At 29.1% G+C, this 17,954-nt stretch carries 20 protein-coding genes and 1 pseudogene; 8 read left to right on the top strand and 13 right to left on the bottom strand.

What is annotated here, in order from left to right:
• Positions 1-57 precede the first annotated feature (57 nt).
• From CSPB_RS05910 to CSPB_RS05955, 10 genes and pseudogenes are all read right to left on the bottom strand, one after another.
• Entirely contained in the window at positions 58-810 is a 753-nt protein-coding gene (locus tag CSPB_RS05910; RefSeq protein ID WP_193625235.1) for a pseudouridine synthase family protein, read from the bottom strand.
• Positions 794-1,942 carry a lipid IV(A) 3-deoxy-D-manno-octulosonic acid transferase gene (gene waaA / locus CSPB_RS05915; RefSeq protein WP_089193535.1) on the bottom strand — a complete coding sequence of 383 codons (1,149 nt, stop codon included), beginning with the start codon at positions 1,940-1,942 and terminating at the stop codon, positions 794-796. Before waaA ends, CSPB_RS05910 begins: the two co-directional genes overlap by 17 nt.
• A 116-nt stretch (positions 1,943-2,058) precedes the next feature.
• A pseudogene (locus CSPB_RS05920) lies at positions 2,059-2,751 on the bottom strand (zinc ribbon domain-containing protein); the annotation flags it as partial.
• The gene (locus tag CSPB_RS05925) at positions 2,748-3,482 is read right to left on the bottom strand and encodes a Nif3-like dinuclear metal center hexameric protein (protein WP_089193537.1); all 735 of its coding nucleotides are present in this window, start codon (positions 3,480-3,482) and stop codon (positions 2,748-2,750) included. The gene CSPB_RS05925 and the pseudogene CSPB_RS05920, both read right to left, overlap by 4 nt.
• Positions 3,460-4,326 (bottom strand): glycine--tRNA ligase subunit alpha, encoded by an 867-nt coding sequence (glyQ, locus tag CSPB_RS05930; RefSeq protein ID WP_033915970.1) that lies wholly within the window; start codon positions 4,324-4,326, stop codon positions 3,460-3,462. Before glyQ ends, CSPB_RS05925 begins: the two co-directional genes overlap by 23 nt.
• Complete coding sequence (locus CSPB_RS05935; RefSeq protein WP_089193538.1) at positions 4,327-4,743, bottom strand: GyrI-like domain-containing protein; 417 nt, start codon at positions 4,741-4,743, stop codon at positions 4,327-4,329. It lies immediately after the preceding gene.
• Between the two features lie 2 nt (positions 4,744-4,745).
• A complete protein-coding gene (locus tag CSPB_RS05940) occupies positions 4,746-5,216 on the bottom strand; it encodes a DUF3972 domain-containing protein (RefSeq protein WP_033915972.1) in 471 nt (156 codons plus the stop codon).
• Positions 5,217-5,225: 9 nt separating this feature from the next.
• A complete protein-coding gene (purE, locus tag CSPB_RS05945) occupies positions 5,226-5,720 on the bottom strand; it encodes a 5-(carboxyamino)imidazole ribonucleotide mutase (RefSeq protein WP_089193930.1) in 495 nt (164 codons plus the stop codon).
• A gap of 1 nt (position 5,721) precedes the next feature.
• Entirely contained in the window at positions 5,722-6,987 is a 1,266-nt protein-coding gene (locus CSPB_RS05950) for a peptidase U32 family protein (RefSeq protein ID WP_089193539.1), read from the bottom strand.
• Positions 6,984-7,724, bottom strand: coding sequence for a chemotaxis protein (locus tag CSPB_RS05955; protein WP_089193540.1), 741 nt, complete (start codon positions 7,722-7,724; stop codon positions 6,984-6,986). The genes CSPB_RS05950 and CSPB_RS05955 overlap by 4 nt, the downstream gene beginning before the upstream one ends.
• A gap of 118 nt (positions 7,725-7,842) precedes the next feature.
• On the opposite strand from CSPB_RS05955, the gene CSPB_RS05960 reads away from it, so the two are divergent.
• Positions 7,843-8,622, top strand: a complete 780-nt coding sequence (locus CSPB_RS05960) for a histidinol-phosphatase (protein ID WP_089193541.1) — start codon at positions 7,843-7,845, stop codon at positions 8,620-8,622.
• Between the two features lie 60 nt (positions 8,623-8,682).
• Positions 8,683-10,110: a type I glutamate--ammonia ligase gene (glnA, locus tag CSPB_RS05965; RefSeq protein ID WP_033915976.1), complete on the top strand. Its 1,428-nt coding sequence runs from the start codon at positions 8,683-8,685 to the stop codon at positions 10,108-10,110.
• 30 nt (positions 10,111-10,140) lie between these two features.
• Here glnA and nusA read toward each other — a convergent pair whose 3' ends face one another.
• On the bottom strand, positions 10,141-11,271 hold the full coding sequence (gene nusA, locus CSPB_RS05970; RefSeq protein ID WP_089193542.1) for a transcription termination factor NusA: 1,131 nt from the start codon (positions 11,269-11,271) through the stop codon (positions 10,141-10,143).
• A 169-nt stretch (positions 11,272-11,440) separates the two neighbouring features.
• On the opposite strand from nusA, the gene CSPB_RS05975 reads away from it, so the two are divergent.
• From CSPB_RS05975 to CSPB_RS06000, 6 genes are all read left to right on the top strand, one after another.
• The gene (locus CSPB_RS05975; protein WP_033915978.1) at positions 11,441-11,683 is read left to right on the top strand and encodes an HP0268 family nuclease; all 243 of its coding nucleotides are present in this window, start codon (positions 11,441-11,443) and stop codon (positions 11,681-11,683) included.
• On the top strand, positions 11,680-12,975 hold the full coding sequence (gene miaB / locus CSPB_RS05980; protein WP_033915979.1) for a tRNA (N6-isopentenyl adenosine(37)-C2)-methylthiotransferase MiaB: 1,296 nt from the start codon (positions 11,680-11,682) through the stop codon (positions 12,973-12,975). The genes CSPB_RS05975 and miaB overlap by 4 nt, the downstream gene beginning before the upstream one ends.
• On the top strand, positions 12,959-13,588 hold the full coding sequence (locus CSPB_RS05985) for a lysophospholipid acyltransferase family protein (RefSeq protein ID WP_089182812.1): 630 nt from the start codon (positions 12,959-12,961) through the stop codon (positions 13,586-13,588). Before miaB ends, CSPB_RS05985 begins: the two co-directional genes overlap by 17 nt.
• Before the next feature lie 66 nt (positions 13,589-13,654).
• The gene (locus CSPB_RS05990) at positions 13,655-14,635 is read left to right on the top strand and encodes a DUF8341 domain-containing protein (protein ID WP_089193543.1); all 981 of its coding nucleotides are present in this window, start codon (positions 13,655-13,657) and stop codon (positions 14,633-14,635) included.
• Complete coding sequence (locus CSPB_RS05995) at positions 14,632-15,156, top strand: hypothetical protein (protein WP_033915982.1); 525 nt, start codon at positions 14,632-14,634, stop codon at positions 15,154-15,156. The genes CSPB_RS05990 and CSPB_RS05995 overlap by 4 nt, the downstream gene beginning before the upstream one ends.
• Entirely contained in the window at positions 15,146-15,670 is a 525-nt protein-coding gene (locus CSPB_RS06000; RefSeq protein WP_052137610.1) for a hypothetical protein, read from the top strand. The genes CSPB_RS05995 and CSPB_RS06000 overlap by 11 nt, the downstream gene beginning before the upstream one ends.
• Positions 15,671-15,681: 11 nt before the next feature.
• On the opposite strand, the gene tilS is transcribed toward CSPB_RS06000, so the two are convergent.
• Positions 15,682-16,653, bottom strand: a complete 972-nt coding sequence (gene tilS, locus CSPB_RS06005; protein ID WP_227484125.1) for a tRNA lysidine(34) synthetase TilS — start codon at positions 16,651-16,653, stop codon at positions 15,682-15,684.
• Positions 16,646-17,953, bottom strand: a complete 1,308-nt coding sequence (rimO, locus tag CSPB_RS06010) for a 30S ribosomal protein S12 methylthiotransferase RimO (RefSeq protein ID WP_089193544.1) — start codon at positions 17,951-17,953, stop codon at positions 16,646-16,648. Before rimO ends, tilS begins: the two co-directional genes overlap by 8 nt.
• Between the last annotated feature and the right edge of the window lies 1 nt (position 17,954).

Here is a 17,954-nt window from a genome sequence, read left to right on the forward strand (position 1 = left end):
GACTTAATCTCAAAACACTCAAAAATAAAAAATTTAATATTAAATATTTTATAAAAGTTAAAAATTTAATATTTTGGGAATTTCAAAACCAAATTCATTAAAGCTATTGTCCAATTCTGCTATAAATTTATAATCTAAAATTTCAGTTTTATAAGAGTGTAAAAACATTCTTTTTGAACTATTTTTACCATATTTTTCATCGCCTATAACTGGATATCCTAAATTCTCAAGATGAAGCCTTATTTGATGTGTTCTACCAGTTTTGATATCAACTCTTACTATTGATTTTTTGCCACTTATCATAAATGGATAAATATCACTAATTGCACTCTTACCTTGTGGCGAAATTTTAGAATACGCTCCACCCTTGCCTTTTATAGTTATTATCGGATTATTTATATGCAACTCTTCGCTAATTATGCCTTTTACCATCGCAATATATGTTTTTTTAACCCGCATATTTTTAAACTCATTGATAGCAATTTTGCCAAATTCTTCATTTTTGTAAAGAAGCAATACACCGCTTGTATCCTTGTCTAGCCTATTTAAAAGAGTAAATTTAAAATCTTTTGCAATTTTCTCACTTATTGTAAATGGTGGCTTATTTATCGCTATTATATTTTCATCTTCAAAAATAACTTTTGGCTTGGCAACTTTTAAAATATTAAAAACACTTTTTTCGCCAATCTCTCCCCTAGCTACAACTATTTTTTTTCCGCCAACACTTACAAGACCATTATCGATAAGAGCCTTTGCTTCATTGTTTGAAATTTTTTCTTGCAATGCAAGAAGTTTATAAGCTTTTTCCATTTTCAATCTTTTCTATTATTATATTTTTTATCAAATTTAAATCACATCTATTTTTTATACGGCTAGCTTTTAAATTTTGATGAATTTTAACATCTATATCATCAACATCGCAAAAATATACATTTTCCACACTACTAAAAAGTGCTTTTTGGTTTTCTATAAATTTACCATTTATAAGAATTTTTTCAAACTGTGCAACTTCTATAGGATTGTGTCCACCGATACCTTTTATAAAACTACCACCAAGAATGACTATATCGCAAATATTATAAAAATTTATAAGCTCCCCTAAAGCATCTAGCAAAATACAGCGTGATTTCAAGCCTAAGTTTTGAGAAAATTTCTCATAACTTAAATTTCTATCTTTCGCCCAAGAAGAAAAAATTTTATCAACTTTATCAAATCTCTCTGGATGTCTTGGAGCTAGGATAATGCTTTCATTTTCTTTTAATTTCAAATTTTTTAATATCAACTCTTCTTCGCCTTCGTGCGTACTTGCTATACAAATAACCTTTTCATTAAATTTATTATATATTTTTGAAGGTGTCATTAAATTTGCACTTTTTATATTTCCTACAACTTGCACATTTTTAGCACAAAGCTCTTCTAATCTTTTTTTATCATTCTCACTTTGAGCCAAAACAAGGTCAATACACTCAAATACTTTTTTATAATAAAACTTTGCTTTTAAATATCTGTTATACGATTTATCACTTATGCGAGCATTTAGCAAAATCACATAAGATCCATTTTTTTTAGCACTTCTTACTAAATTTAGCCAAAGCTCAGCTTCAAATATAACTACAACTTTACTTTTATTAAGCCAAAAAGGTAAAAACATTTCATATGGCAAAAAGGCTAAATTTGAACTGAAATTTTTTGCAAGTTCATACCCAGTATTTGTTATGGTTGTTATGGATAAATTTCTAAACTCTTTTAAAAGTGGTACACAAGCATTAACTTCGCCATAACTACACATATGAAAATGTATATCTGAATTTTTTAATGAAGCATTTTTATACAAAAAAAATCTAGCCGGTATACTCTTTTGATACTTTTTTTTAAAAGACAGCACAAACAAAAATGGAGCACAAACTATCCAAATTATAAAAGTAAAAAAAGAGTATATCACAAGGTTTCTTACTACTCTTGTATATCTTCTTGCACTTTTATTTTAGATGATGTTTTTTTTGGTTTATTTTCTTTTATTTGCTCTACATCCACAGCAGTGTCATTTACTTCATTTACATAAAGTATTCTACCGCAATGAGGGCAAGTTATTATATCATCACCTTTTAAAACAGAGGCGTAAGTTTTATCATTTATTTTCATAAAACATCCGTAACAAGCCTGTTTTTTAACTTCAACAACAGATGTATTTCCAGCCCATTTACGGACTTTTTCATAAAAAGATAGTATTTTTTGATTCATTTTACTAATTAACTTATCTTTTTTATCATACACTTTTTTTCTATCTTTTTCTATAGCTTCTATCTCATCTTTTGAATTATTTTCTAAATTTTCTATCTCTTTTAAAATTTCTTTTTTCTTTAATTCAAGCTCTTCTTTTAACACATTTCTATTTTCTATAAGTTTTTCATACTTTTGCATATCGTCATTTGCGGCATCAAGTTGCTCTTTTGTAACATCTTCTTCTATTTTTAAAGCTTTACTTTCTCTATCTGTTTTTACTTGAGATGATTTTTTAGATATCTCTTTTATTTTTGCGGCAAATTCAGCTATGTGGATATTTGTTTGCGATTGTTGAGAATTTATATCTTTTATTTCAGATATTATATTTTCTATTTTCTCATCTATAGCCTTTTGCTCATCTTGTTTTTTGGCAAGTTCTTTTTGTGCCTTTTTAAGTCTTGGTTCAAAACTGTCAATTTGAGCATCTATTTTAGAAAGTTCAACTAGCTGTTGTAAATATATATTCATAATTTTCCTTCGTAGTAGTTAAATGGATTAATTGAATTTTTAATTATACTCTTAATTTGTTTTTTTTGCAATAGCTCCCTTAGACAATGACCAAAATACCGCTCGCTTTCATAATGACCTATGTCTATTAAAGATACTCTATTTTCATAGCACTGCAAAGCAGTATGATATTTTATGTCGCCTGTTATAAAACAATCCACATCTATATCTTTTACAAGTTCAGAGCCACTTCCCGTGCAAAATCCAACTTTTGAAACATTTTGGTTCGCTTTTACAAACTTAACATTTTTTAAATTTAACTTTTTTGCAACATCTTCCAAAAGCTCATCAAAACTTGAATTTATATCAAAAAATATCACAAAATCTTCTATCTTGCTTATATCATAACCTAAAATTTCAGTTGCCACAAATTTATTTAAAACATACTTATCAAAATTTGTATGCATAGATATCAAAGATATATTTTTTTTAAGCATTTTTTTAATGATATTTGATGGATACAAAGCGGTATTTATACTTTTTAATCCACTAAATATAAGAGGGTGATGAGTTATAATAAGCGAGTTTTGACTCAACTCATCAATCATATTACTATCTATATCCAAACTTAAATAAATATCACCAAACTCACTTTTCATTGATCCTATTTGAAGTCCAGAATTATCCCATTTTTCTTGGTCACAAAATGGTGCGATATCATCTAAAATACTATAAATTTTTTCTATTTTCATTTTCTAAATACACCAATGCACAAGATTTGGCTAATTCGCGAATTTTTAATATATATTCTTGTCTTTGTGTTACACTTATAACACCTCTTGCATCTAAAACATTAAATGTATGTGCAGCAAGCATACAATAATCATACGCTGGAAGAGCTATACCTTTACTAAGCGCATTTTTACACTCATTAAAATAACTATCAAAATGCGAAAAAAGCATTTTTGTATCAGCAACTTCAAAGTTATAAACACTAAACTCATACTCACTTCTTTTATGAACATCACCATAAGTTACGATACTACCTTTATTATCATCCCAAATGATATCATAGACATTATCCACATCTTGAAGATACATAGCAAGTCGCTCTAAACCATAAGTAACTTCGCCACTTATCTTATCGCAAGGAATTCCGCCAACTTGTTGAAAATATGTAAACTGAGTAACTTCCATCCCATCTAGCCAAACTTCCCAACCAAGTCCCCAAGCACCAAGAGTTGGACTCTCCCAGTTATCTTCTATAAATCTTATATCATGTTTTTTAAGATCAAGCCCCAAAACTTCCAAGCTTTTTAGATAAAGCTCTTGCAAGTTTGCTGGATTTGGCTTCATTATAACTTGAAACTGATAATAACTTCCAAGTCTATTTGGATTTTCGCCATACCTTCCATCAGTTGGACGGCGAGAGGGAGCTACATAAGCTACATTCCATGGTTTTTGTCCCAAAGAGCGTAAAAATGTGGCTTGATGATAAGTTCCAGCTCCTGCTGGCATATCATAAGGTTGAACTATCAAGCAACCTTGCTCATGCCAATATTTTTGTAATGTTAAAATAATCTGCGAAAATGTCATTCATTTTATCCCTATATAAATTTCTAAATTTCCATCAAAATATCGTTCAAAATCTGTTTTGTAAGCTCTTGTTAAATTTGAACTTTCAAAAAAACTCCATATTTGTTTCCATAAATTTAAAGTATCGCTACTATTTTCAAATTTAGAAGTAAAGACTGCATATTTACCACTACTAATCTTTGATGTCTTTAAATTTAAAGAAGATTGTGATTTGGTGCCTATACAAAAAATATATTCTCCATTTACATCACTTTCATAATCGCTATAAGTACAATAAATTTCACTTTTACCATCATAGCTTTGTAGAAATTTGCCCCATAATGGTGCTATTTTTGGCGATTTTGTTTCATCTAAATTTGAAGTTTTTGCACTAAATCCATAAACTTCAAATTCTTCTAAAATTTCCACAAAACGCATAACTATTTTTCTTTAAAATTATCTACTGCTTTGTTCCACATAAGTTTGTATTTACGCTTTAAAAACTCAACTTCTTGTTGAGAGTTTTTTAACTGAGTTGATAAAAGCTCAACTGTTTTTCTATCTTCATCATAAAGCTCTTGCATAGAACAAATTGCATCTTTTAAAAATTTATTTTCATTCCTTAAAGAACTTAGCGTTTCATCTTTTGCATCCAATACTTTTTCGTGTAAATTTAAAATAGTCCCTATGGTTTTCTCTACAAAACTCTCGCCTGGCAAAGAAGTATTTTGCATAACCGGTGTTTGCATATCTGAAGGGATTATACTCATTGTGCCTTGCGATGCTTCTATATAAACAACACCATTTTCCTCTTTTGAATTTAGCGTTCCTTTTTCGATCATATTTTCTATAACTTCGCGGTCTAAATGAACAAGCTTACAAAACTCATCAATCTCAAGATATGTTTGCATATATTATCCTTAAAGTAATTTTTCTATGCTAGAAGAATCTTCTTCGACTTTTTTGCTTTTAGCTTCTCTATCTTTCTTTAACTTTGCTGCAAGATCTTCATCGCTAAGTGCCAAAATTTGCATAGCCAAATATGCGGCATTTGTAGCACCAGCTTTACCTATAGCAACACTAGCAACAGGAATTCCTCCGGGCATTTGAACAGTAGAGTACAACGCATCTACGCCATTTAACGCACTTCCACTCATAGGTATACCAATTACTGGTTTTGTAGTATGAGCCGCAACAACTCCTGCTAAATGTGCAGCCATTCCAGCAGCACAGATAAATACTTGCGAGCCTTTTTTCTCAGCATTTATTACATAATCCATTGTTCTTTTTGGACTTCTATGAGCTGAGCTAACAATCATTTCATATAAAATATCAAATTTATCAAAAATCTTAGCACACTCACTTACTATCTCATAATCACTTTTACTACCCATTATAATAGATACAAATTTAATATCATTTTTCATCAATTTCCTTTCGCAAAAAACTAAACTTAGGTAATTTAACCGGAAGTTTTATCTCATTTTCATTACCACTATGAATTTCATCAAATTCTTTACCTTTAGAGCTAATAAGTTTTTTAAATTCAATAAAATATGTGTTGTTTTTGAAATAAACTTTTCCAAACTCATTATCAACTTCTTCTAATTTTGAACCAAGTGGCATAAAAATTTCATACTTACTTCCAAGCTTTATCTTGCCTTTTGTTTTAAAAAACTCACCATCTTCACTTATAGCATGCACTTCTTTTGTACCATCTTCAAGATTTGAATTAAAATTTTGTGAATCATCTCTATCATAAGGTTTATGAACTATATATCCATCCATAAAACCTCTGCTTTTTAAAGTATTAAGCTCATTTTGATATTTTTTATCATCAAATTTTCCGCTCAATGCATCGTCTATAGCCATTCTGTAAGCTTTTGTTGCACAAGCAACATAGTATTCACTCTTTGTTCTTCCTTCTACCTTTAAACTATCTATGCTATTGGTTTTAATGATATTTTCTACATGAGAAGCTAAATTCAAATCTTTTGAGTTAAATATATAAGTTCCAGTTTCATCTTCATTTAATCTAAAAAGCGTTGAATTATCTTCGCTTTTTGCATAAAGTTCATATTTAAATCTACAATCATTAGCACAACTTCCTCGGTTACTAAGACGCCCACTTTGAACCGCACTTATAAGGCATCTTCCACTATAAGCAAAACACATAGAGCCGTGACAAAATATCTCTATTTCAAGATTAGGAATTTCTTCTTTTATTTTAACTACATCCTTTAAACTCATCTCTCTAGCAACAACTATCCTACTTACGCCCATTTCATAATACATCTTAGCATCTAAATAATTCATAACATTTGCTTGAGTTGAAAGATGAATCTCAACCTTATCAGAAATCTCTTTTATCAAAGAAATAACGCCTGGTGTTGCTACTATAAACGCATCAACACCCATTTCAACTAAAAGCTCTATATAGGTTTTTAAATTTTTAAGCTGCGAATTAAAAGGAAAAGCATTCATTGTTGCATAAAATTTCTTACCTTTTTGATGAGTAAATTTTACACCCTCGTTAAAACTATCTTTATCAAATTCTCTTCCAGCCCTACTTCTTAAAGAAAAAGTTGAAATTCCGCCATATACAGCATTAGCACCATATTCAAGAGCTATTTTTAGTTTTGAGAGATTTCCTGCAGGACTTAACAGCTCTGGTATTATCATTTTTTAGTTAAACTCTCAATAAGTGCTTCTATATCTTCATTGCTAACAACATTTTCTGTCTCTGTATCACCTTGAATGTGTATAGCAGAACCTACACGCTTTTCATCATCTATAGAGCCTTCAAATAAGCTACTCATATATTTGCTAAGTGCTCTCATAACATTTATAACACGCTCTATTTTTTGTCTATGTATATCTTGGTACTGCATCATATCCATAATCATCATAATCTCATCTTGCCCCATCTGTAAATTACTAATAGCTGATTCTGTATCAGATTTAAGATTATTATTTCTTTCTAAAGCTTCTTTAAATGTTCCAACATTTGGAAATTTTTCACAAAGCGTTGTAAATAATTCTATATTATAATCAAGTCCTTCTATGATGTTATTTGCAGAATTTTCAGCATCTGCACAAAAATTTGTGATAGTTTCAAGCTTATCAAACATTTCAGTAGCTTTTACTTCAGAATCTTTTGTAACATCATCAAGTTGTTTAACCATTTTATGATCTTCTGTTGGTGGTGGTGGTGGCCAAGCCGATGTTGAGCTAATCTTGTAATTTTTAGCTTCTTCGCTATTTAACCCATCATCATATTTGCTATCTTTTTGCTCATTCTTATCAACAATATTTTCTTCATTGATATTATCTTCAATATCATCTTTTGTTTCTTCATCCATAAGTGATACATCATCAAGTCCGCCGGACATTAGAGCGTCTAGTTCTTCTTGCGTCATAAAAACTCCTAAATGCAAAATCTTTTCATATTATATTAAAAATTTGCTGAAATATTTGTTTAATGTATAAAATTTGGTTGTAAAATTACAAAACGACACTCAAAAATTAGGAGATAAAATGATAGTCGATCTACACAATCACACTGTTTTATGCAATCACGCAAAAGACAGTATGGAAGAATATATTTTGCAAGCCATAAAAAATAAAACAAAATTTTTTGGCTTTTCTGATCATGCTCCCATGAAATTTGATGAAGAATATAGAATGAAATTTGAAGATATAAAAAAATACGAACAAGATGTTTTAACATTAAAAGATATATTTAAAGATAAAATAGATATTTCATTAGGATATGAAGTAGATTTTTTACCAAATTTTATGCAAGATTGTGTTTTACAATCAAAATGCGATTATCTCATAGGTTCGGTTCATTTTCTAGATTCTTGGGGATTTGATAATCCTGAATACATAGGAGAATACAAAAATAAAAATATAGATGAAATTTATGAAAAATATTTTCTTAGTATCGAAAATATGGCAAAATCAGGATTATTTGATATAGTCGGACACATTGATCTTATAAAAGTATTTAATTTTAAGCCAACAAAAGATATAAAAATTTTATCACAAAATGCATTAAAAGCCATAAAAAAAGCTGATATGGTAGTTGAGCTTAACCTTTCTGGATATAGAAAACCAGTAAACGAACTTTATCCTGGCGATGAAATTTTAAAACAAATGGCAGAACTTGATATACCAATAACTTTTGGCTCAGATGCTCATGCTAAAAATCAAGTTGGCTTAAACTCCGAAAGAGCTGTGGCAAAAGCTAAAAAATTCGGCTATACAAAAGCTGCCATCTTTAAAAATAGAGATAGAAATTTTGTTGAGTTTTAAATTTAATTCTTATGTTTTGTATGATACAATACGAAATAAATTTTAAGGAGAAATAAAAAAATGGGCAAATTTGTAAACAATATTGAGGAGTTTTACTCATTTTGTAACGAAAACGAAGTAGCTTTTGTTGATTTTCGTTTTACTGACTTAAAAGGAACTTGGCATCATGTTTCTTATAATTATAAAAGATTATCTAAAGATTTTCATAAAGGAATATCATTTGATGCAAGTAGTTTTGATGCTTGGCAGCCTATTGAAAAATCAGATATGGTATTAATTCCAGATATTGGAACTGCATTTTTAGATCCATTCACAGCTGATGTCACGATAGTTGTAATTTGCGATGTTTATGATATTTACAAAAATGAATTTTATGCAAAATGTCCAAGATCTATCGCCAAAAAAGCTGAGAAATATCTAAAAGAAAGTGGCATAGGCGACACTTGCTTCTTTGGTCCAGAAAATGAATTTTTTGTATTTGATGATGTAAAAATAATAGATTCTATGAATTGTGCTATGTATAGAATAGACAGCGAAGAAGGTGGCTGGAATGGCGGAAAAGATTATCAAGACGGATACAACTCAGGTCATAGACCAGGTAGAAAAGGTGGATATTTCCCAGTTCAACCAGTTGATAGCATGGTTGATTTAAGAGCCGAAATGGTTCAAGTTTTAGAACAAGTTGGACTTGAAGTATTTGTTGTTCATCATGAAGTTGCACAAGCACAGGGCGAAATCGGGGTTAAGTATTCAACCCTAGTTGAAGCTGCTGATAATGTTCAAATATATAAATATATTGTAAAAATGGTGGCTCACCTAAATGGCAAAACAGCTACTTTTATGCCAAAACCTATACATGGAGATAATGGTAGCGGTATGCATGTTCATCAATCTATTTGGAAAGATGGTAAAAACTTATTTTATAAAGAAGGCAATTATGCAAATTTAAGCGATATTGCAAGATGGTATATAGGTGGAGTTTTAGGCCATGCAAGAAGTGTAGCTGCTTTTACAAATCCAAGTACAAATAGCTACAAAAGACTAATTCCTGGTTTTGAAGCACCTAGCATTTTAACCTATTCATCACAAAACCGCTCAGCATCAGTTAGAATTCCTTATGGCAGCGGTGAAAACTCAGTAAGAGCTGAAATGCGTTTCCCAGATAGCACTTCTTGCCCTTATTTAGCCTTTGCTAGTATGCTTATGGCTGGACTTGATGGTATTAAAAACAAAACAGAGCCAGTTGGACCAATGGATGAAAATTTATTTAAATTAACTCTTGATGAGATCAGACAAAGAGGAATCGAGCAATTCCCGCACACTTTACGCGGTTCGCTAGAAGCTTTAATACGCGATAATGCGTATTTATCTCCTATCATGGACGATAAATTTGTTGAAGCTTATCAGCATTATAAATTTAAAAGCCAAGTTTGGCCTTATGAAAAAAGACCAACTGTGTTTGAGTTTAAAACTTGTTATAGTTGTTAGCAAATTTAAGTCCTTTTTTAGGACTTAAATTTATAAATCTCCAAAAAGCTTTTTAAGATCTGTTAAATCGTTACTTTTCTTAACGTCAATATTATCTTCAATACTTGTTGTAGTATTAGCATTTTTTACAATTTCATTTAACTCTATTTCATAACCAGTTAACATAGAAGCCAAACGGATATTTATACCGCTTTTCCCAATAGCCTTACTCTTTTGTTCGCTAACTAAAGACACGATAGCCTTTTTATCATCTATCTTTACAGAACTTACTATAGCTGGACTCATTGCACGAGATATAAAAATTTCAGGCTGAGCTGCAAATTCTATAACATCTATATTTTCACCATTTAACTCACTGCTTACTGCATTTATTCTAACCCCCTTTGTTCCAACTGTTGCACCAACTGGATCAATATTTGGAGATGATGAAGTAACTGCGATTTTAGCTCTCTCGCCTGGAATTCTAGAACTTGCTTGAATGATAACTGAGCCATCCTTTATTTCAGGAACCTCAGCACTTAAAAGAGCTTCTAAAAATTTAGGCGTCGTTCTTGAAATTTCAACTTTAACACCATAAATTTTATCCATATAAACATTTTTTATAACAGCTTTTACAACACTTCCTACTTTAAATTTTTCACCTTTTATACGATTTTTTCTAGGCATAATAGCTTTTATATCATCAACTTCTATAAATGTATTTTCATCGCTATCTATATGAGTTACAACACCAAATATTATTTTTCCTATTTTTTGCTTATACTTATCAAAAATTTTCTCTTCTATTAGTTTTTGTATATGATAATCAAGCTCTTTTGATAGTATTCCAGCAGCAGTTCTACCAAGATTATCAAAACTAAGTTCATAAGTTAGTGCATCACCTATTTCTAAACTAGAATCTATTTGTTTAGCATCATTTAAAGAAATGAAATTTTTACACTCTTCTTTCAACCTCTCATCTTCATTATCAAGAATCAAAATTTTTTGATATAATTTGACGGTTTTACTAACAGAATCAAACTTTACATCATATCCAAACTCATATCCATAAATTTTTTTAGCAGTATTTGTAATAGCAGTTACTACTCGCTCTTTAACATCTTGTATTTGTAATTTTTTTTCATTTGCGATAGATTCGATTATATCTACAATTTTTTCCAAATTTATATCCTTTTATTTTCTTTTTTATCTAACAGCAATAAATCTAATTGGGATTTAAATATTAGTAAGACTAGTAATTATACAATTTTTACTCTTTCATTTAGTTTAATAGCATTTTTAGTCAAAAACTGATATACTCTTTAGTTCTAAAAAGTATGAAAGGCAAAAAATGGAGTTAAAACTAGCTAGAAGTGAAATAAATGGTAAGCCAAAAGCCATTTCTATAACCAAAATAGAAGAAGATATCCAAAAAGTTGGACAAAAAATTTTTTATTTAGATAAAGAAAATTCACATAAAGACATGTTGGCTTTTGTGGAATATTTTGAAAAAAAAGGCTTTAGCGTATATCACAGAACTGTAAAATACGGTCTTAGTGAAAATGACTATATGTATGAGGTGCATATACTTTGAGTAAGCTTTTGTATATAAAAACACTTGGTTGTGCTATGAATGTGCGTGATAGTGAGCATATCATAGCAGAACTTCAAGATGAATACACCCTTACCCAAGACATTTCATTAGCCGATCTTATACTTATAAATACTTGTTCTGTTAGAGAAAAACCTGTTCATAAACTATTTAGTGAGATAGGGGCTTTCGCAAAAGAAAAAAAACCTAATGCAAAAATAGGGGTTTGTGGTTGCACGGCAAGTCATTTAGGGGATGAAATTTTTAAAAAAGCTCCTTATGTTGATTTTGTTTTAGGAGCTAGAAATGTTTCAAAAATTTCACAGGCTATAAAAAAACCTAAATTTATAAGCACAGACATAAACAATGATGAAACTACATATGATTTTAACTCATACAGAAGCTCACCTTATAAAACTTATGTAAATATAATGATAGGTTGTGATAAAAAATGCACATATTGCATAGTTCCACAAACTAGAGGAGATGAGCTTTCTATACCTTCACAAATTATACTCAATGAGATAAAAAAAGCCGCCAATAGTGGTGCAAAAGAGGTATTTTTATTAGGACAAAATGTAAATAACTATGGTAAAAGATTTTCTAGTTCTCATGAAAAAATTGATTTTAGTGATCTTTTAGAAAAAATTAGCGATATAAGCGGAATAGAAAGAATTCGTTTTACTAGTCCTCATCCTTTGCATATGGATGATAAATTTATTGATGTTTTTGTAAATAATGAAAAAATTTGTAAATCCATACATATGCCACTTCAAAGTGGTTCAACTGAAATTTTAAAAGCCATGAAAAGAGGCTATACAAAAGAATGGTACTTAAATAGAGCTCTGAAAATTCGCTCTCTTTGTAAAGATGTAGCCATAAGCACTGATATCATCGTAGCATTTCCAGGAGAAAGCGATAAAGATTTTGAAGATACGCTTGATGTTATGAGAGAAGTGAGATTTGAGCAAATTTTCTCTTTTAAATTTAGCCCTCGTCCACTTACAGTAGCTGCTAATATGAAAGATAAATTTATAGAAGAAAGCATAGCATCAAATCGCCTTACAACTCTACAAAACTATGGAAATGAAATCCTAGATGAAATAGTTTTAGCCCAAAAAGATAAAACTCACAAAGTGTATTTTGATGAGTTAAGAAGCGGTGGAAAAATCGCAGGTAGAAGTTTTAATAACTTTTTAGTTGAAGTTAATGGAAGCGAAGAACTTCTTGGTTTAACAAAAGATGTCTTAATAACCAATCCAAAAAGAATGGTTTTAAATGGCAAAGTCCAATAAAAAATCAGAATTTTTGATCTTTTTATCAGAATTTATCATTTTTATACTTATAAAAATGATATTTCTTACTTGCAAAAAAACATACTCAGATACAAAACTTAGTGATAAAACTTGCTTTTTGATGTTTTGGCATGATAGACTTGCAATGATGCCTTTTGTAAAAAAACATTGGTGGAGTAAAGAAAGACAGACAAATGTTATAATAAGCGATCACAAAGATGGCGAAATAATCACAAGAGTGATAAAAAGATTTAACATAGGAGCTATCCGTGGCAGCACATCAAAAGGTGGAGCTAGAGTTTTAATACAATCTTTTAAAGATATTGATAGCGGCATTGATATACTAATAACTCCAGATGGACCAAGAGGTCCAAGACATTCAATCAGCGATGGAACGGTTATAATTCCACAAAAAAAGAATACACCAATACAAATTTTAAGCTATGAAGCAAGTAGTTTTTGGCGATTTAATAGTTGGGATAAGATGATTTTACCAAAACCATTTAGCACTATAAATTACATTTTAAGCGAACCATTTTACATAACTGGAATGAAAATGGATGAAGCAAAAGAATTTTTACAAAAAAAAATGTCTCAAATAAATAAAGAATAAAGAAATAAATTTAAATTTAAAGTCATTTTTGATAATATATACAGTTAATAACAAAATAGGATAATTATGTCATTTTCAATAAGAAAATTCTTTTCTAATCTGTTTGTAAGCATAATAGTAGAAGCAAAAGAGTGCAAAATTTATGGCGTTATATTAAAAAATGGAAAAATAGCCAAAAGAATAGAAACAAGCTTTGAGCATTTAGAAAATAATAAAGCAAATATAAGAGCCATAGAGTATATAAAAAAATATGAAAAAGAGTGTTCTTATATCTATATAGCTCTATTTTTTGACTATATGTCACAAGGTGCTTTGCCTACTACAAATACTAATGAATATATAAATTATGGAGTAGATCCAAATAAAGTAAAAATCATAAATATGCCATCAAATTGGTCAATTTATGCAAATTATATGGAAATGAAACTTGCAAAAAATATACTTGGAAACTTGCAAGTTGATCTTTTATATTCACCATTTGCACTTTTATACAGAGAGCTTCAGCAAATAGGCTTTTCTCAAGAAACTACTCTTTATGTTTACAATCACATAAATTCACTAGCACTTGCTATTTTTGAAAAAGATAAGATGAAATTTGGAGCTTTTTTTATCACAGCAACAACAGATGAAATAGAAGAGGATGAAAGGGATTTACAACAAATTAATACATCTCAAATAGACGAGATACTTTCAAATGAAAAAGAACTAAATAGCTTTGAAAAATTAGAATCTCTTGATAAATTTGATGACATAAAAGATCTTGATTTTCAAGATATAAATAGCTTAGAAGATAGACAAAATTCTATTTCTATATTTGGTAGAGATATGAAAGCATATGAATATATAGTAAGCGCTATAGATGAGTATTATTCAAACAAACTTTATGATGCTAAATTTTTAGAAAAAATTGTATTTTTTAACAACACAAAAATGAGCAAAACATTTTTAAGCTATATAGAATCACAACTACTTTTGAAAATAGAAAATTATGATGTAAATACAATAGAAATTATGAACAATCTTATGATAAAAGAGATAAACATATGACATATAGTCTAATAAAGCCGAAGAAAAAACCGATATTTTCATTATTTTCTAGAATTTGGATAGGATTTATTGCCTTTGTTTTCATAGCACTTGTATCATCAAATTTATTTATAATATATCAAAATAACGCTCTAAGCAAAGAAACAAAGCGTATGAATAGTAAATATGCAGAGACTATAGATAAAATTCATCAAAGCGAACAGCAAATCACAACTCTTACAAAACAAAAAAATGCAGCAAATAGCATATATGCTACAAATTTAATACTAAAACAAAGTATAAAAAATTTATTTGATCTTGTTCCAGATAGCATAACTTTAGATGAAGTATATATGGATAAAACAACGCTTATTATAAAAGGTGTAACCCCAACAAAAAATGTATTTGAAATGCTTTTAGCTGTTCCACTAAAATCTATTTTTACTACATCAAATACCACTTTTTACCAAACAAAAAACGGTTGGTTAAATTTCGTCAATACCAACAAAATCGATGATTATGGAATATATGATGAACGATAGAAGCATTGAAGATATGGATATAGTTAAACTACTTATATATATTGTAATTTTTTTAATCATTTGTGCTATTATGATTTTTTCATTTATAGTGCCAAATATAAAGGAATATAGACAAATAGAAGCAACTTATGCTTCTAGTCAACACGCACTTTTAAAAATTCAAAAGAACTTTGAAAATACTCTTGATGAATTAAACAATATAGAAAAAACAAACGAATTTACCCTAAAATCATTAAATAATAAATTTAACGAAATTTCATTTATTGCATTTGCTAGTAAATATTTTGATAATGTAAATTTAAACGAGCTTCCAAAAACAGATGAAAATGATGAATTTTATAGATATGAACTAAATGTTACAAGTGCTATGAACACGCCTTCTAAATTTTATAATTTCTTAGATGATCTTAAAACTTATGACAATGTTGTAAAAGTTGATTTTCCAATAAATATGAAAAGCCAAGGAAATCTTATACATACAACTTTTAACATTAGAATTTATGGTGTAAAATAATTATATAAATTTTATAGAAAATTTTTTAAAGTGCTTGGATTTATTTCTTTAGCAAACAAATAAGGTCTTATTTTATTTGGCACTCTTAAAACTCTGCAAATTTCTTTAAATTTTTTATCCATTTTAACATTTAAAAAAGGGCAGATAAAAATGTATTTTTCGTTTTTACATATGGCAAATTTGCCTCCCATAACGCAACTTTCAGTTATGTTTTTCCTTTGATTTTCACTCATTACATAACCAAGTTTTTTTAAACATTTATCAATTCCCCTTAAAAAACATTTATCATTTTTTATTATAAAAAGATTATATTTTCTAAAAACAAGCTCACTTTTTAAATTTTTTGCATCACTTTGTAATATACAAAAACTTTTTTTTAATCCATTTGCATAAAGTTTTATAAAATCATCACTAAATTTTGATCTAATAAAATTTCTTTTAAATTTAACATTATCATTAGAACTATCATGGAAAAAATATATATTATTTTCTTTTAAAAAGCTCATAATTTCTTGTTTTGATACATCCAAAAGTGGTCTTATGATATTAAAATGCTCTTTTTTATCTATCTTTTGCATGCCAAGAAGCTCATTTAATCCAGCGCCTTTGCTAAGTTGCATTAAAAACCACTCAAATTTATCGTTTAGTTGATGAGCTGTTATGATATTTTTATAACCAAATTTAAGTGCAAGTTCTTCGAAAAAATTCCATCTTATATCTCTGGCGTGTTTTTCAAAATTTGAACTATTTTGCAAATCAAGTTTTACAACTTTTACAAATATTTTTTTATCAAATTTAGCTGCCAACTCTCTTGCAGAACTTTCTTCTTCATCGCTTTGTTTTCTGGTTTTATAATTTACAAAAGCAAGATCAAAATTTATACTAGCATTTTTTAATATATAAAAAAGTGCGGTGCTATCACTGCCGTGAGAAAATGCGAGTAAATTTTTTTCATTTTTTAAGATATCTATATTTTTAAGCAATATCCAAAATTTCCCCAATTAGTTTATCATTTGTAGCATCAGTTATTTTACATTTATAAACTTTACCTATTTGTAAATTTTTAAGGGCGCTATCATTTATCAAAATTTCGCCATCTATGTCTTTATCCCAGATAACATTTTTAGCACCATAAAACATCTCGCCTTCGCTACTTACGCCATTTATTTCGCATAAAATTTCTTTGCCAATTTCATTTTTAAAATTTTGCGAAATGATATTATTGACTATTTTTTCAATTTTATTTAATCTTTTTACAATTATATTATTTGGAATTTGCTCCATGCTAAAAGAATTCGTATCTTCTTCTTTAGAGTAAGCAAAAACCGAAATTCTATCAAATTTAAATTCACTTAAAAACTCGCACAACTCATCAAAATCACTCTGTTTTTCGCCAGGATGTCCTACTATAATGCCAGTTCTCAAAAAAGCATTTTTAGCACTACTCATCAAATTTAAAAGTTCTTTTATACGAGTTTTATTTGCACCTCTTTTCATTATGTTAAGCATATCATCGCTAATATGCTGTATGGGCATATCAAAGTAATTTACAAATATATTAGAAGATATTATGCGTTTTATAAGAGCATCGCTTGTCGTAGTTGGATAAAGATAAAGTATCCTTGCAAACCTTACTCCACCTATTTTCTCAATTTTATCTATGAGCTCAATAAGTCCATCGCTAACGCCATTATCCTTATTAAAACTGCTAGTATCTTGAGCTATAAAACTAAAATCATGATACCCATTTTCACAAAGCTCTTTAACTTCATTTACTATATCATCTAAACTACGGCTTTTTAATCTACCTTTGAAAGTAGGTATAGCACAAAAACTACATTTTTGATTACAACCTTCTGATATCTTTATATAAGCATGGAAATTTGAGCCACTTATAACTCTTTTTTCGTTTTTTTGCAAGTAAGTTTTTGGACTAAAAATGCTCTGTTTTTTTAAAATAATCTCATCTATCTTATCATAATCCCCAACCCCACTAAATATATCAACCTCAGGAAGTTCTCTCATAAGATCTTCTTTGTAACGCTGCATCAAACATCCAGTTACAACCAAAACTGAGTTTTCTTTTTTATGACTAGCAAGCTCTAAAATAGTATTAATACTCTCTTCTTTTGCACTATTTATAAAACCGCATGTATTTACTATCATAACATCAGCTTGGCTTGGATCTTGAGTAAGTTCGTAATTTTTTAATCTTCCAAGCATTATTTCACTATCAACTAAGTTTTTATTACACCCCAAAGAAACAAGATAAAGTTTTGACATT

Source organism: Campylobacter sputorum (assembly GCF_002220775.1).
In the GTDB taxonomy this organism is placed as follows: Bacteria; Campylobacterota; Campylobacteria; order Campylobacterales; family Campylobacteraceae; genus Campylobacter_F; species Campylobacter_F bovis.